Source organism: Pedobacter psychrotolerans (assembly GCF_004340665.1).
Classification (GTDB): Bacteria; Bacteroidota; Bacteroidia; order Sphingobacteriales; family Sphingobacteriaceae; genus Pedobacter; species Pedobacter psychrotolerans.
In genome coordinates this window covers 630,847-646,375 of record NZ_SLWO01000001.1, presented here as the reverse complement: position 1 = coordinate 646,375, position 15,529 = coordinate 630,847, and the positions used below count along the sequence as shown (strand labels likewise).

At 38.5% G+C, this 15,529-nt stretch carries 14 protein-coding genes; 7 read left to right on the top strand and 7 right to left on the bottom strand.

Annotated features, from left to right (window positions below; genetic code table 11):
• Positions 1–62 precede the first annotated feature (62 nt).
• Entirely contained in the window at positions 63–794 is a 732-nt protein-coding gene (locus tag EV200_RS02850) for a hypothetical protein (protein ID WP_132529289.1), read from the top strand.
• Positions 795–865: 71 nt separating this feature from the next.
• Positions 866–1,429 carry a YdcF family protein gene (locus EV200_RS02845; RefSeq protein WP_132529288.1) on the top strand — a complete coding sequence of 188 codons (564 nt, stop codon included), beginning with the start codon at positions 866–868 and terminating at the stop codon, positions 1,427–1,429.
• 176 nt (positions 1,430–1,605) lie between these two features.
• Here the strand turns inward: EV200_RS02845 and EV200_RS02840 are convergent, their stop codons facing one another.
• The 7 genes from EV200_RS02840 to EV200_RS02810 form a co-directional block, all read right to left on the bottom strand.
• The gene (locus EV200_RS02840; RefSeq protein ID WP_132529287.1) at positions 1,606–2,817 is read right to left on the bottom strand and encodes a DUF3570 domain-containing protein; all 1,212 of its coding nucleotides are present in this window, start codon (positions 2,815–2,817) and stop codon (positions 1,606–1,608) included.
• 14 nt (positions 2,818–2,831) lie between these two features.
• The gene (locus EV200_RS02835; RefSeq protein WP_132529286.1) at positions 2,832–3,062 is read right to left on the bottom strand and encodes a DUF4266 domain-containing protein; all 231 of its coding nucleotides are present in this window, start codon (positions 3,060–3,062) and stop codon (positions 2,832–2,834) included.
• 1 nt (position 3,063) lies between these two features.
• Positions 3,064–3,996, bottom strand: coding sequence for an FAD:protein FMN transferase (locus tag EV200_RS02830; RefSeq protein ID WP_132529285.1), 933 nt, complete (start codon positions 3,994–3,996; stop codon positions 3,064–3,066).
• Between the two features lies 1 nt (position 3,997).
• Entirely contained in the window at positions 3,998–4,432 is a 435-nt protein-coding gene (locus tag EV200_RS02825; protein WP_132529284.1) for a thioredoxin family protein, read from the bottom strand.
• A gap of 148 nt (positions 4,433–4,580) precedes the next feature.
• The gene (locus tag EV200_RS02820) at positions 4,581–5,273 is read right to left on the bottom strand and encodes a VIT1/CCC1 transporter family protein (RefSeq protein ID WP_132529283.1); all 693 of its coding nucleotides are present in this window, start codon (positions 5,271–5,273) and stop codon (positions 4,581–4,583) included.
• A 10-nt stretch (positions 5,274–5,283) separates the two neighbouring features.
• Positions 5,284–6,531, bottom strand: coding sequence for a sensor histidine kinase (locus EV200_RS02815; RefSeq protein ID WP_208864492.1), 1,248 nt, complete (start codon positions 6,529–6,531; stop codon positions 5,284–5,286).
• Complete coding sequence (locus EV200_RS02810; protein WP_132529282.1) at positions 6,528–7,205, bottom strand: response regulator transcription factor; 678 nt, start codon at positions 7,203–7,205, stop codon at positions 6,528–6,530. Before EV200_RS02810 ends, EV200_RS02815 begins: the two co-directional genes overlap by 4 nt.
• Positions 7,206–7,377: 172 nt before the next feature.
• On the opposite strand from EV200_RS02810, the gene EV200_RS02805 reads away from it, so the two are divergent.
• The 5 genes from EV200_RS02805 (at position 7,378) to EV200_RS02785 (ending at position 15,458) form a co-directional block, all read left to right on the top strand.
• The gene (locus EV200_RS02805; protein ID WP_132529281.1) at positions 7,378–7,758 is read left to right on the top strand and encodes a hypothetical protein; all 381 of its coding nucleotides are present in this window, start codon (positions 7,378–7,380) and stop codon (positions 7,756–7,758) included.
• 78 nt (positions 7,759–7,836) lie between these two features.
• Positions 7,837–12,198 carry a CusA/CzcA family heavy metal efflux RND transporter gene (locus EV200_RS02800; RefSeq protein WP_132529280.1) on the top strand — a complete coding sequence of 1,454 codons (4,362 nt, stop codon included), beginning with the start codon at positions 7,837–7,839 and terminating at the stop codon, positions 12,196–12,198.
• Positions 12,199–12,201: 3 nt separating this feature from the next.
• Positions 12,202–13,347, top strand: a complete 1,146-nt coding sequence (locus EV200_RS02795) for an efflux RND transporter periplasmic adaptor subunit (RefSeq protein ID WP_132529279.1) — start codon at positions 12,202–12,204, stop codon at positions 13,345–13,347.
• Positions 13,348–13,863: 516 nt separating this feature from the next.
• Positions 13,864–14,505 carry a Crp/Fnr family transcriptional regulator gene (locus EV200_RS02790; RefSeq protein WP_132529278.1) on the top strand — a complete coding sequence of 214 codons (642 nt, stop codon included), beginning with the start codon at positions 13,864–13,866 and terminating at the stop codon, positions 14,503–14,505.
• 155 nt (positions 14,506–14,660) lie between these two features.
• On the top strand, positions 14,661–15,458 hold the full coding sequence (locus EV200_RS02785; protein ID WP_132529277.1) for a sulfite exporter TauE/SafE family protein: 798 nt from the start codon (positions 14,661–14,663) through the stop codon (positions 15,456–15,458).
• Positions 15,459–15,529 lie beyond the last annotated feature (71 nt).

Here is a 15,529-nt window from a genome sequence, read left to right as displayed (position 1 = left end):
CAATCATTCATTAACGCCATCAGCTTAATTGAACGCACAATTAATCCATTAAACTAACTCAAATGCAAAAAGCGCAACTCAACCTTCTTCGTCCTATGGTATTATTTTTTACAGGGTTCACAAGCATGGTTTTGGCATCTTGCCATACCAAAGAAACTGCTAAAAGCACAGAAGTTGGCCCTGCTCATGTTGAAACGCAACAATCACAGCCTACCAAATTCAGTAATTACCTGGCTCTTATCCCTGATGTAAAGCTGCCTTATCGTTTTGCCTTTGATGGCATTAACATGACGGGTGACACCACAAGACTCGATATAGCAAAATTAGATAATCGAAAAGATGAAGGCAAATATTATGAGCCAGATCCTGATGCCTCTTATGCGCAATTACCGGGAGCCTATCAAGGCGGAATTGCATTCGCATTGTTTAAGTTTAAAGTCAACACTGAATTAACAGCCGTTGCTTATACGTTTCAAAAAACTAATCCCAATATCATTTACTATCCATTTGTAGAATTGCTGATTTTTAACAATCAGGGAAATATAAAAGGAAGGCAGGTGATCGCAAGTGGGATGCTGGATGCAGAACATACTGAACGCACTGTTTTCACCATTTCAACGCCAGATCAAATCAATACGATGCATACAGTAAATGAATATGCTGATAGTACACGCACCGGAGCACCTTTGAACGCGCTTCAAGATAAAGTGCTCTATCATATTCAGTCAGATGGTAAAATTGTTGAAACAAAAAAAGATAATTTGAGCATAATGATGGAAAAGCTGGCAAGGTAAAATAGCTGAAAATTGATAATTTAGATGCTGTACTTTAACCAACCGACTAAATCTCATCGTAACTTTCATTAATGAAGACTAAGAAATTATTTCTGATAACGTCTGCCACAATAATTTTATGGTTGATTATACACCTGGTATTTACTGTTTTCGATGGCCTTCATAGCAGTAAAAACAGTGCTGATGTAGCGGTAATATTAGGCAATAAAGTAAACACTGATGGCACATTGTCCGATCGCTTAAACCAGCGCATGAAATGTGGATTAGAATTATATAAATCTGGAAGAGTTAAAAGTTTTATTGTCAGTGGCGGATTTGGAAAGGAAGGATTTTATGAAGGAGATAAAATGAAAGACTTTTTAGTTAGAAATGGGGTTCCAAATGCCCTTATCTATGTTGATAATTACGGAGATAACACATTAGCTACAGTCAAAAATACCTTAAATTTAAAAGATAAAATTCACTTTAATAGTTTGATTGTAGTTTCTCAATATTATCACATAACCAGGACAAAAATGCTGTTCAGGAAATATGGTTTTACAAATTTGTACAGTGAAAGTCCGAAATATTTTGAATGGCGTGATCTGTATTCACTAATCCGCGAATTTGCAGCCTATTACATGGAACTTCTTTAAATAGATTTAAAGGCCTATCCAATAACTGGCCTATTTGGCAAGCAATGCAAGGTTCAATAAAAATTGAAATTTTCTTTCATGATGTAAAGTAACTTACATAGCCTGAATGAGCCTTTTATAAGTGCACGTTCTAAATTTATAATTCAGCATAATTAACTTCAAAATCAATGTCTATCCTATTTAAATTTTAGATTTAAGGAAATAATATTGGATGTTAGTGCCGTTGAACGACTGTAGTGACCATATCTCAATTCTAACATATTTAATCTTTGCCAGCCAAATACGCCTTTTGGCGGCGCAAACCTGATCCCAGCGCCATAAAAATCACTGCTTAATGTAGATAGATCATAATCGCTCGTAAAATATTGCGCCGTAGGTTGATGCTGTCCATAAGGTGCAAAATACTTTGTCCCCACCTGATTATTGTAGCGGTAAAACGGACTAATAGAAAAGAATGAGTTGATCTTCACCGGAACTTCAAGTTCTGTCGTATGTGCCCTGATTCCCCAGTTATCCATATAATATCGGTAAAACGTTCGGATAACAAAGCGATCACCTAAAAAATAGTTCATCCGCAATCCAATTGGAAGCTTGTATCTTTTATCGGGCAATGTTTCTGAACGGAGTGATCCATCTGTGAAATAATTACGCTGGTATTTTGTGGCCAATAAACCTTTTTGAAAAGATGGCTCAATGATTAGCGCTGCCTGAAATTTTTCATTAATGATCTGTGAAAGCGAAAAAGAGGTACTAAAAGAGTTTCTCGGGGCAGTATCATACTGCTCGCCGCCTTTTCCGTCATTTCCTGTTCGCAGCTCTATAGGCAAAATAACTGTCCACTGATCTAAAAAAGCCTGAAGTTTGAAATCAAACTGGGTATTTTTATCTTTTGATAAACGGGTTAAATTGAAGCCCGCCCCTATCGATTGATAATCAAATTCTGTTGAATATGATCCGGTAAAACCAAAGGAGTTGCCGGTTTGCTCATTGGATTGCGTCCAGTTTAGAGATGGGTAGATACGGGTATCTGCCGATGAAGCAGAAGAAATGGTGCTTGGATCAATTTTATCTGATGAAGCTGAAGTATAATGATCTACACCAAGCTCAAAAAGAAAGGTATTTTTCCGGCCTCTTTTATTAAATTTTGAGAGTTGAAGATCTATGGTATTTGCAAAATCGCTCAGCTTCTCAGTACCAATCCCACCAGTTACGGCAGAATTATTACCATCTTGATGGTAATATGCTGATACCAGGTTTATCTCATCAACTTTTAACTTCCGCGACTGATAATTACTGCTATCTATTTTAGCAGGTGTAGGTTTAGTTTGAGCATAGGTGCCTAGTATACCAAAGTACATAAAAAGCACATGAAGATATATTTTTCTCATTTTCTTTCTTCAACTTAATTACAGCCACAACCGCCACCGCTTTTGCCGCCATTAGCGCCGGAAGCACCCTCTCGGTAAAGCTGAAAACTTTGTTCAAACTTCTGTGCTTTTCGAGCTGACAGAATCATATCTGCATCATTTATTTTATTTTTTTGGTAAGACTTTACGCTGCTGCACGCACTCAGCAACCCCGTAAATAAAACCGCAGTGACCATTGACAAGAAAAATGTTCTGGAAAATTTCATATTATATGATGTTAATATTGTCTGAAGTAAATACCTGATCATCATCGTCGATGATAATGCAAGCCACATGTTTAATCTGATTGATTAGTTCGAGTCCAACCTTAACCCCCATCACAATCACGGGCGTAGCCAATGCATCGGCCAGTTCGGCGCTAGGGCAAATGATACTCACACTTTTTACCCCAGTTACTGGTAAACCTGTTTTGGGATCTATCGTATGTGAATAACGTTTACCATTAATAGTTACATTTTTTTCATAACTACCTGAAGTGGCAATGGCCATATCACTGATTTTAAGGGAAGAAAATGGCCTGTTGGTTTGTTCAGGATCAGCAATACCTACTGTCCATGGCTGTCCGTTAGCTTGAGTACCCCAGGTAATTAAATCTCCTGCCGCATTAACTATTCCACTTTTAATACCTTTTTGCTGCAATACCTGTTTGGCCTTATCTGCAGCATAGCCTTTTCCGATTCCACCGAAACCAATGCGCATACCTTTGTTTTTTAGAAATACAGTAGTATTTGCCTTATCTAAAATCACATTGCGATAATTGATCAATCTTACTGCTTTTAAGGCTGTTTCCTGATCTGGTAATTCAGTCATGTGAGGATCAAAATTCCAAAGGCGTTTATCAATTGAACCATAGGAGATATCAAATGCACCATCCGTAATTTCCGAAATCCGGTTAGCCCTTTCAATCAATCCGATTATTTCATTACTCACTTTTACAGACTGCAAACCTGCAAATTCATTAATCTGATAGGTTTGGCTCGTATTGCTGAAGGTAGTAAGCAAATCTTCTATCCGCTTCACTTCTGCTATAGCCGCATCAATCGCTATATTCCCCTCCTGCTCGCTTTCGGCAATCACGGTAAATTCAAAGCGATTACCCATTAACTTAAGTTGTCGGTGAACAGAGACAGGTGTTGGCATTTTAATGCTTATTTTTTTGTTTTTCAATTTCAGCAACAAAGGCTTCTGGCTGCTCATTTGGGAAACCATCCCAGCTTTTCAACACCTTGCCATTTTCATCTACCAGTACCGTGTATGGGAATTTACCATCCTTGTTGTAGGCTTCGGCCAATGATTCGTTCAGCTTAACTTGTTCTTTTGGAAGCTGATTTTTCTTTTGTCTGGGGAAATCAGCCCTAACCAAGATCAGGTTATCCGCAGCATATTGCTCAAAAGGTGCTGATTCTAAAATCTCTCTGCGCAAACGGATACATGGACCACACCAATCAGAACCTGAAAAATTAATGAGAATTTGTTTATGTTTTGCTTTCGCCTGTTCCTGCGCTTCTTTAAAATTCCCAATCCACAATGCTGGCAGGGTGAAAAATCCAAAAAGGGCAATAAAAAGTAATTTCATATTTTATTGATCAAATTAAAATCGTGAACTTGATTATCAGTTGCGAACTGAAGTATATACCAAAACTAAGTGTAAAGTCTGTAGACATTCTGAAGTCTGTATGTGTATTCGTTAAATGGTTAAATTTTTTCTCTGCATTAAATGAAAACTAAGTGATGAGTCTGGCAATGAGGAATGCTGCTCCGGCGGCAACCAAGCCAATTGCTGTAACTTTTAAAGCACCTTTTATTGGGGGCTGGCCTGTTACTTTACTTTTAAAATAGCCGAATATAAAGAGACAGAAGGTCGTAAGCACAGCTGAAAGGATAAGTCCATTTTGTGGTTTGGAGGTAAAGAAATAAGCCGATAAAGGCAGCATGCCGCCAACGCAATAGGAAAAGCCTATGGTTAGCGCACTATTTCTGGCCCTGTTGATATCAGGTTTTTCCAATCCCAGTTCAAACTTCATCATAAAATCAACCCAGTTTTTTTTATCCTTACTCAACTGTGCTACAATTAAATCCTGTGCGACAGCATCCAATCCGTAACCTGCAAAAATTTCTTTCACTTCATCCTTTTCCTTTTCAGGCACTTTTTCCACTTCTAGATATTCCCTGCTGAGTTCGCTTTCGTAATGCTCCTGTTCCGTTTTACCAGCCAGGTATCCGCCAAGTCCCATAGCAATACAACCTGCAATGATTTCGGCTATGCCTGCCGTAATGATAATGGAATTGCTACTTACAGCAGCGCTCAAACCCGCAGCAAGTGCAAAAGGAACGGTAAGCCCATCACTCATTCCAATTACTATATCAGATATGAATGCTGAGCTTTTGAGGTGTTTTTCTTCATGGAATGAACCCATAGCATATATTTTAAAAAGTTACAGTGAAAATATGCAGATCGCGATGGTAAGCATATTCCAACAGGTAGTTTTGCCGGTTACAAATCTGTTTAAGAATGGCCAAGCCTAAACCTGTCCCTTCAGAAGCATTATCTTTATAAAAACGTTCAAATATGCGCTCAGGATTAAGGGCAGCAGTATGACCGGTATTGGCAAAGGTAATTTTGCCTTCTTCGAGTTTAATCTCAATTTTACCACCTTCATAATTGTGCCTGATCACGTTACTGAACAAATTATTTATGAGTATCTCCAACAATTGTCGGCTTGCAGAAAGCGTAACATCCATCAGCGTTAAATCAACTGTGATCTTTCTTTCACTAATCAACTCCTGAAAATAAATAATTTTGTCTTCCACCATTAATTTCAGGTTTACCTGTTCCTGGTCCTGCAACAAATTGTTATCAATCTTAACCAGTAACAGTAATGATTGGTTAAGTTTAGTTAGCCGGGATGTAGCCTTATACAGTTCAATTAAAGTTTCGCCATCTTCTTTACCTAAAGTATTAGATTGCAACATATTATCCAGCTTTGAATTAATTACCGCAAGTGGGGTCATCATTTCATGAGAAGCATTTTCAGTAAAAAGTTTAATTTCAGTGTAATCAGATTTTACTTTAGCCGAAAGTTCCTGCAATACCTGATCGAGTTGTTTAAATTCTTCAAATGGCATATCTACAGGCTCATAAGGGTGATCCCGGTTAATATTAAATGTGGTAATATTATTTAGAAGCTGTTGAAATGGCGACCAGATTTTCCTTAGTAAAATTCTATTTACCAGTAAAACCAAAGCAAAAAGGAGCATCACTGGAATCAGAATGATCAGGCAAATATTTTTAATTTGCTCCTCCCGTTCAAACTTTGAAGCAATCACCAGTACCTTGTAGGGATGTCCATTAAGTAAAAGCTCAGTTTTAAGGTATCTTGCTGTTTCCTTCCGATGTTTTATCGGATTATAAAATAGTGTATCAGCGTAGGTGGTAGAAGCCTGAATTTTTGCAATTTTATGATATTGGACAACCAAATCTTCAAATTCATGAGGTTCATAGAAATTTCCTTTAACAGAGTATTCTTTAACCTCCATTATTTCTTCAACAAGGTCATGATCAATTTGCCTGTCAAGATAATAAACCAGCATCCGGTAAAAAAGAAATCCGATTAAAAGCAGACCAAAAACGCTTATAAAAATCAGGATCTGATTGTATCTGGTAAACATTTTCATAAGGCAGAGAATTTATAACCAATGCCATATACCGATTGAAAATAATCCTTGCTTCCTGCATCGGTTAATTTTTTCTTGATATTTTTGATATGTGTATAAATGAAATCAAAGCTGTCGGCCATATCCGCATCATCTCCCCAGATATGTTCCACCGCAGCAGATTTAGTGATCACTTTGCCTTTATTGGAAATAAAATAAAGCAACAGATCAAATTCTTTTTTAGTCATGTAAACAACTTTGCTATTAATTAATACCTCTTTGGCATCAAGGTCAATCCGAATTTCATTGAATTCAATGTGCCGTTCTCCGTTTGCACTTTTGCGGCGAACAACAGCAACAATTCTTGCATTAAGTTCAGATAAATGAAAGGGCTTGATCAGGTAATCATCTGCACCGAGACTTAAACCTTCTATTTTATCATCAATGGAATTTCTTGCTGAAATGATAATGACCCCTTCTTTCCTATTCATCTTTTTGAGGTAGCTCAATAGCTGAAGACCTTCCCCATCAGGAAGATTAAGATCCAGCAAAATACAATCGTATTCATAAGTACCCAGCCTTTCGAGCGCCTTAGCATAGGTGGAGGCTATACTGCACAAGTTGCCTTCAGACATCAGGTATTGGGCAATGCTACGCTGCAGCCCTAATTCATCTTCGATAATGAGGATCTTCATGTTAGGCAAATATGGTATAAGATACTGAAGACATTTTGAAGTTTAATGAAAATAGAAAGATTTCAGCTTCCACATGCTGGCATGTGTTATGCCACATCCTCTTAAGATTTAGATTCAGGCTAAATTATGATTTAAGTTTTGTTTAGTCTTCTGTATGTTTATATTTGCCAATGTGAACAAGCTAATCGTAATCTTACTGTTCCCCATCATAATTTTTAACGCTTCCATCTGTGAAGTGATGAAAACACCTCAGCTTGTTTTTCACTACCTGCAACACCATGAGATAGATTCAAAAATCACTTTTCTAACTTTTCTGGAAATGCATTATTTAGGGAATGATCTCAATGATAATGATGAAGACGAGGATATGAAGCTGCCGTTCAAGAAAATTGACGGTCACCATGCAATCTCCATTGCAGTTCCAAGTGAGATCATAGTTTTATTAAATTTTATTTCAACACCTATTTCTGATTCCATACAGTCAGAATATACTTTCTTACATACCAATCCGAGTCCCGGTTCACTTTTCCGACCACCCATGTTAATGGTTTAATACCATATACCCTTATCTCGTCTGTCTGCATTTTCTATGCCTTACAGACTATTTTTCAGATCCTTTTAATTTATTATTATGTTGAATAACATTATCGGCTTTTCCGTAAGGAACAAGCTGATCATTGCCTTATTCGTATGCTCACTTATTGGCTGGGGTACGTATGAGGTAACTAAACTGCCTATTGATGCCCTGCCAGATATCACCGATAACCAGGTTCAGGTTATTACAGTTTCCCCATCACTTGGCGCTCCGGATATTGAGCGATTAATTACCTTCCCAATAGAACAATCCTGCAGCAGTATTTCAGGATTAAAGCAAATCAGAAGCTTTTCAAGATTTGGCTTATCGTTGGTGACGATCGTTTTCAATGAAGAAACAGATGTTTATTGGGCACGACAGCAAATTGCTGAGCGCTTACAGCAAGTACAACAAGAAATACCTCAGGGAATTGGTACACCACAAATGGCTCCCGTATCCACAGGTTTAGGTGAAATTTACCAGTATGTAGTTCGCCCAAAGAAAGGTTACGAAGGGAAATATGATGCGCAGGCATTGAGAACCATTCAGGATTGGATTGTACGCAGACAATTATTGGGTACTCCTGGCGTAGCTGAAGTTTCTAGTTTTGGCGGTCGGTTGAAGCAATATGAAGTAGCAGTAAAGCAAGATCAGCTAAAGGCATTTGGGCTTACCATAGCCGATGTATTTGATGCACTGGAAAAAAACAATGGCAATACCGGTGGTGCTTACATAGAAAAAGGACCTACGGTATTGTATATCCGAAGTGAAGGATTAACCACAAGCTTAGCAGATATTGAGAAGATTGTAGTTAAAACCTTGCCCAACGGGATGCCCGTGCTCATGGGGCAAATCGCTAAAGTCCAGTTTGGGTCAGCCATTAGATATGGTGCTATGACATACAATGCCCAGGGTGAAGTTGCCGGAGCAGTGGTGATGATGTTAAAAGGCGAAAACTCCTCCGTTGTGGTGAAGCGGGTTAAAGATAAGGTAGTTGAAATTCAGAAAATGCTGCCAGAAGGCGTAGTTGTTGAACCCTTTCTAGACAGGACTAAAATGGTGGATAATGCCATTAGTACTGTAGAAACAAATCTGTTAGAAGGTGCACTGATTGTTATTTTTGTACTTGTTTTCTTTCTCGGAAACTTACGTGCTGGTCTCATCGTTTCATCGGTAATTCCCCTCTCCATGCTTTTCGCCATCATTTTAATGAATACCTTTGGTGTAGGCGGTAACCTGATGTCGTTGGGTGCCATTGATTTTGGTTTGATCGTAGATGGTTCAGTTATCGTTGTAGAAGCTATACTTCACCGATTTTCGCATAGCAAACATTTCAGGGCTATTGGCACCATAAACCAAAACCAAATGGATGCTGAAGTCGAAAAATCGACAGGTTCCATGATCAAATCAGCGGTATTTAGTCAAATCATCATTCTTATTGTTTACCTCCCGATTCTTTCTCTCGAAGGTATTGAGGGTAAAATGTTTAAACCAATGGCCTGGACTATAGCCTTTGCCATATTAGGCGCATTCATCCTTTCGGTTACCTATGTGCCTATGATGTCTGCACTTTGCCTCAATAAAACCATCAGCCATAAAAAAAACCTGACAGATAAATTAATGATCTGGATAGAGCGAAGATACCAGCCTGCATTAAGCCGGATACTTGGTTATCCAAAAATGATTTTGATGGTAACGGTATCACTATTTGTCATAGCTGTCTTCACCATGGGCACATTAGGTGGCGAATTTATTCCTCAACTGGAAGAAGGTGACTTTGCCGTAGAAACACGGTTACTAACCGGAAGTAATTTACAAACCACTATCGAAACTACCCAGCAAGCCGCTAAAATTTTACTTGAAAAATTCCCTGAAGTTGAAAAAATCGTAACAAAAATTGGTAGTGCAGAAGTTCCGACAGATCCTATGCCGTTTGAGGCCGGAGATATGATGGTAATTCTGAAACCTAAAAAACAATGGACTTCTGCAAGCTCCTTTCCTGAATTGAGTGCCAAAATGACCAAGGCTGTCGAAGTGATTCCCGGAATTACCGTTGGATTCCAGTTTCCCGTACAAATGCGTTTTAATGAGCTGATGACGGGTGCTAGACAGGATATTGTGTGTAAAATATTTGGAGAAGATCTCGATTCACTGGCCATGTACTCCAAACGTTTAGGAAGCATTATTGGAAATGTAAAAGGAGCCATCAATATATACGAAGAACAGGTTACCGGAATGCCTCAGGTTGTAATTAAATACAACAGAGATGGTATGGCACAATACGGCATTAATGTTGAAGATGTTAACCGCGTAGTAAATACGGCATTTGCTGGCCAGGTTGCCGGGCAGGTGTACGAAGGTGAAAAACGTTTCGACATGGTGGTGAGGTTAGATGAAAGCGCCAGGAAAAACATCAAGGATGTAGAGAATTTAATGATACTGGCCAAATCAGGAAATCAAATCCCGCTCAGTTTAGTTGCCAGTGTGGTAGAAGAAGAAGGGATCAATCAGATACAACGTGAAAATACTCGCAGACGAATTATAGTAGGCTTTAACGTAAAGGATAGAGATGTTCAGTCAATTGTAGAAGAGCTCCAACTTAAAGCGGATAAGGAACTCAAGCTGGCCAAAGGCTACACCATCACCTATGGCGGATCATTTGAAAACATGACAGCTGCAAAATCAAGATTGGCCATTGTGGTTCCTATTGCTTTATTATTAATCTTTTTGCTCCTCTATTTTGCTTTCAACTCAGTGAAGCAAGGGCTATTGATTTATACGGCCATTCCATTATCTGCCATTGGAGGAATATTTGCCCTGTGGATCAGAGACCTTCCTTTTAGTATTTCAGCTGGAGTAGGCTTTATTGCACTGTTTGGCGTAGCAGTACTTAATGGAATATTACTGGTGACAGAATTTAACCGATTGAAAAAAGAAGGATGGACCGATGTTAAACGTATCGTAATCCATGCTACAAAGTCAAAACTGCGGGCGGTGTTAATGACTGCGCTTGTTCCCTCACTTGGATTTATCCCTATGGCAATTAGTACCGGTGCGGGTGGTGCTGTGCAAAAACCATTGGCTACAGTAGTAATTGGTGGCTTACTGGTTTCAACCCTTCTTACCTTATTTGTATTACCTATGCTTTATATTTTATTTGAAAAGGGATTTGGTTATTTTAATAAAACCAGAAAATCAGCAGCCTTAATCGCGATCCTAATCTTGATTAGTTTTTCCGTAAACGCACAGCAGCCAATAAGTTTAAAGGCAGCACTGGATACAGCTGTAGAAAAAAACTTGTCGTTGCAAATTTTAAGAACAGAAAAGCAATACTATCAACAGCTGACCAAAAATAGTTTTGATGTGCCCAAAGCATCTGTGAGTTTTGATTATGGAAAGTTTAATAGCCTGGCCAATGACAATAAGTTCTCCATTTCTCAGGGATTGGATTTTCCAACCGTCTACACCAATCAGCGCAAAGTAAATCAGGGTAACCTCTATGTCAGTGAACAGCGTACCAATCTGCGACAGATTGATCTTCAAACTGAAGTTAAAATAAGCTACTATCAACTGCTATTGCTCAGGGAAAAGAAAAACTTGTTGGTTTGGGCAGATAGCATCTATTCTGCATTTCTAAAAAAATCCACTCAAAGATTTAAATCAGGTGATGTTGATGCCCTGGAATTGCGAACAGCTGAAAATCAGAAACAGCAAATTACCAACCAACTTGAGCTGTTAAAATCAGATTATAAGCAAGAGGTTAACCAATTTAACTTTTTATTAAACAGCAAGAAGATGGAACCGATGGCCGATAGCAGTATTTATCAACTGAAATCGAATCTGTTGAGCCCAACTCCCCGTAATCCTATGCAGAAACTTGCAGAAGCAGAAGTTAACCTTGCCAAACAACAAAGGCTATTGGAGAAAAGTAAACTACTTCCTTCTTTATTATTTGGTTATAACAATTCCAGTATTGTGGGCTGGCAGAGCAATAGCATCGGCACCGAACAATACTTCGACTCCAGTAAACGGTTTTCTTCTATAAACGTTGGTTTAGGAATACCTATTTTCTCTGGTGCCTATAAATCGAAAATTAAAGCCTCAGGTATTGAAGTTCATAGAAAAGAGCAGGAGCTTGATTTAATTTCTAAAACAATTGTGCTCAATTTGGAGAATGCTCAAATGCGCTATCTGGAACTGAGTCGATTAATTGCGTCTTACCAAAAGGTTTCTTTAAGCAATTCGGCAGACATTGTTAAAACTGCTTCAGAAAAACTATATGCCGGAGAAATCGCCTATCTGGATTGGGTTATATTAATTAATCAATCCATACAACTTCGAAGTGAATATTATGAAAAAGTACAGCAGCTAAATCAGGTTGCCTTTGAAATAGAAAGAATTACAGCAACAGAAAAATAAGAGATGATAAGATATAAAACAATTATAGCAGCCGTGCTGGTTTCCACACTAATGGCATGCGGAACTACTGATAAAAAAACAGAAGCCAAAGCAAATACTCAATCCCCCCAAATGCCTGAAGATGAAGTACAGCTCACGGCCGAACAGGTAAAGAATGCAGGTATTCAAACAGGCAACTTCCAATTAAAGGCTATGCACCATATAATCAAGGTGAATGGCCTTGTAGATGTTCCACCTGAAAATGCTTTTTCAGTAAGTGTACCAATGGGCGGTTATATAAAATCCATGAAGATTATACCGGGTATGATGGTTAAAAAAGGCAGTTTGTTAGCTACTGTAGAAGATCAGCAATATATCCAGCTGCAACAGGATTACCTTACCGCAAAAAATAAACTTCGTTTTGCGAGTGCGGATTATCAGCGACAAAAGGGTTTAAACCAAACCAAGGCCAGTAGTGATAAAGTATATCAGCTAGCTGAAAGTGAATATAACAACGAAAAGGTATTGGTTAATGCACTGGCTGAAAAACTTCGCCTAATTGGGATCAATCCTACTGCTTTAAATGAATCTAATATCACCAGAAACATTAGCATAAAAGCGCCCGTATCAGGCGTGGTTATCAAAGTTAATGTCAATGCGGGGAAATATGTGAGCAATACAGATGTGCTTTTTGAAATGATAAGTCAAGGCGGGCTCCATGCTAACCTTACCGTTTTAGAAAAAGACGCTGCCAACCTTAAAGTAGGCCAAAAAATCGTTTGTACATCAAGCACGAATCCGGAGAAAAATTATATTGCAAAAATTCATTTAATCACACCCAGCATTGATAATGACCGCACCACTTCTGTTCATTGCGATTTGGAGAATGCAGATCGTAAGTTATTGCCAGGAGCCTTTCTCAGCGCATCTATATCTGTATCTAATGCCAATATGGAGGCCATTAATGATGATGCGATAGTAAAGTGGAATAGTAAATATTACGTTTTTTCAGATTTAGGCAATCACAAATATAAGATGACCGAGGTAGAACCTGGAGAAAGTGTAGATGGTTTTACTGCTATTAACACTAAAGCCAAGCTTAATAAAGTGATCATTAAGAATGCGTATGCGGTGCTGATGAAAATGAAAAACAGTGGAGAGGAAGATTAGTCTTAGATACGCCATTCCGGAAAAAACTTCCGGAATAACGCATATACGCTGGTCGGGATTTCTAATCCCGACCAATCTTACTAAGGATTTTTAATCCTTTAAATCAAACTTTGCATGTTTTGTAGGTTATAAACGTCAATCTATACCATCATTAAAACTTAGTAAATAAATAATTATGAATTAGAAATCCATAGATATACCAGTCCGGAAAAAACTTCTGGACTATCGCATAAACGCTGGTCGGGATCTCCAATCCCGACCAATCTTCCTAAGGATTTTTAATCCTTAAATTAAACTTTATGCTATTTGTAGGTTTTCAGCGCAAGTCTATACCGTCATTAAAACTTAGTAAATAAATAATCATAGATTAAAAATCCATAGATACACCAGTCCGGAAAAAAATTCCGGACTAACGCATAATCTATACGTTGGTCAAAGAATGTCTATCCATGAATACGAACAGAAATTTTGATAGGGTACTTTAGTATAACTATCTTTAAAATCCAAAAGAGCAAAATGAAAGATACCATCGTAGCGGAATATATTGACAGACTATTCCCACAATTTGAACCTGCACTAAAAACCATCCTTATCGAAAATGCCATGCTCAGAGATTTTCAGGACGGAGATATGTTAATGCAAACCGGGCAGAATATGCGTTCAACGGTGCTTATTGTAGAGGGTATGGTAAAACTATACAGGGAGGGTGATGATGGCCAGGAATTTTTTATGTATTATCTCCAGCCAGGAAATGCATGTGCACTTTCGATGATCTGTGCAACCAAGCAAGAAACCAGTGAGGTCATGGCAAAAGCAATTGAGCAGACCAAAGTACTCATGATCCCGATTGCTTTAATGGATAGCCTGATGCGTGATTACAAAACCTGGTACTACTTTGTAATGGAAACCTACCGCATGCGTTTCGAGGAACTACTTTTCGTCATTGATAATATCGCTTTTAAGGCCATGGATGAGAGACTCGCATTTTACCTGAGAAAGCAGGCTACCGATCTAAACACAAAAGAACTACAACTTACCCACAGCGAGATTGCCGCTGATCTGAATACATCAAGAGAGGTGATCTCCAGGTTGCTTAAAAAGATGGAGCAAGCTGGAGGAATCGTCATGCACCGGAATTATATCGAATATCGATTGTGAAAAATCACAAACTTTCAAATCAGCACACCAGACACCTTTAAATTAAATATTAGGTAAGTATTAAGGGAGATAATTCTTCAAAAAAAAATGAGTGTGACAAAAGTCACCGACATCAGCACATCATAATCCGAATTTTGTTAAAAAAATAACAAAAAATGGAAATCCTTGCTTATGTAGCCTCTGCCCTAATCGGTGTCTCCCTTGGTCTGATCGGTGGTGGTGGATCTATCCTTACCATGCCCGTACTGGTTTACCTTTTTGGCGTTAGCCCTTTGCTGGCTACCTCCTACTCGCTATTTATTGTGGGCTTCACCAGTCTTGCGGGAACAGTAGGCAATTTTAAACGTGGCCTGGTAAACCTCAAAACCGCTCTCTTATTTGGCAGTGCATCTATCTCTACCGTTTTTTTTACCCGAAAGCTTATCATACCACTCATCCCTAAGACTATAATCAGAATTGGAAGTTTTGAACTCACAGAAAACATGTTGATGATGGTACTCTTTGCCGTATTAATGGTGGCAGCCGCAGTAGCTATGATAAGGGGTACAAAGGATGAAGATCCTGCCAGGACAGAAAAACCAAAATTAAACGTTAAAAAACTATTGTTTTATGGCATTTCTATTGGCCTGGCCACTGGATTCTTGGGTGCCGGGGGTGGTTTTCTGCTTATTCCAACACTAGTGATACTGGTAGGCTTGCCCATGAAGGAAGCAGTGGGTACATCACTTTTTATTATTGCCCTAAATTCCCTTATTGGCTTTACCGGCGACCTTGGTCACTTTTTAATCGATTGGCTTTTTCTGGTGAAGATTACTTCGGTAGCCATAGCCGGAATCATAGTCGGAGGAATGATGAGCAAGAGAATAGACGGTGCAAAGCTCAAAAAAGGTTTTGGATGGTTTGTACTCTTAATGGGTTGCTACATCATCTTAAAGGAAGTGGTTCTTAAATAATTACCCCATCAAATAGCTGTGTGACAAAAGTCACCAAACTAAAAAACATAAAGCATTAATTTTGAAATATT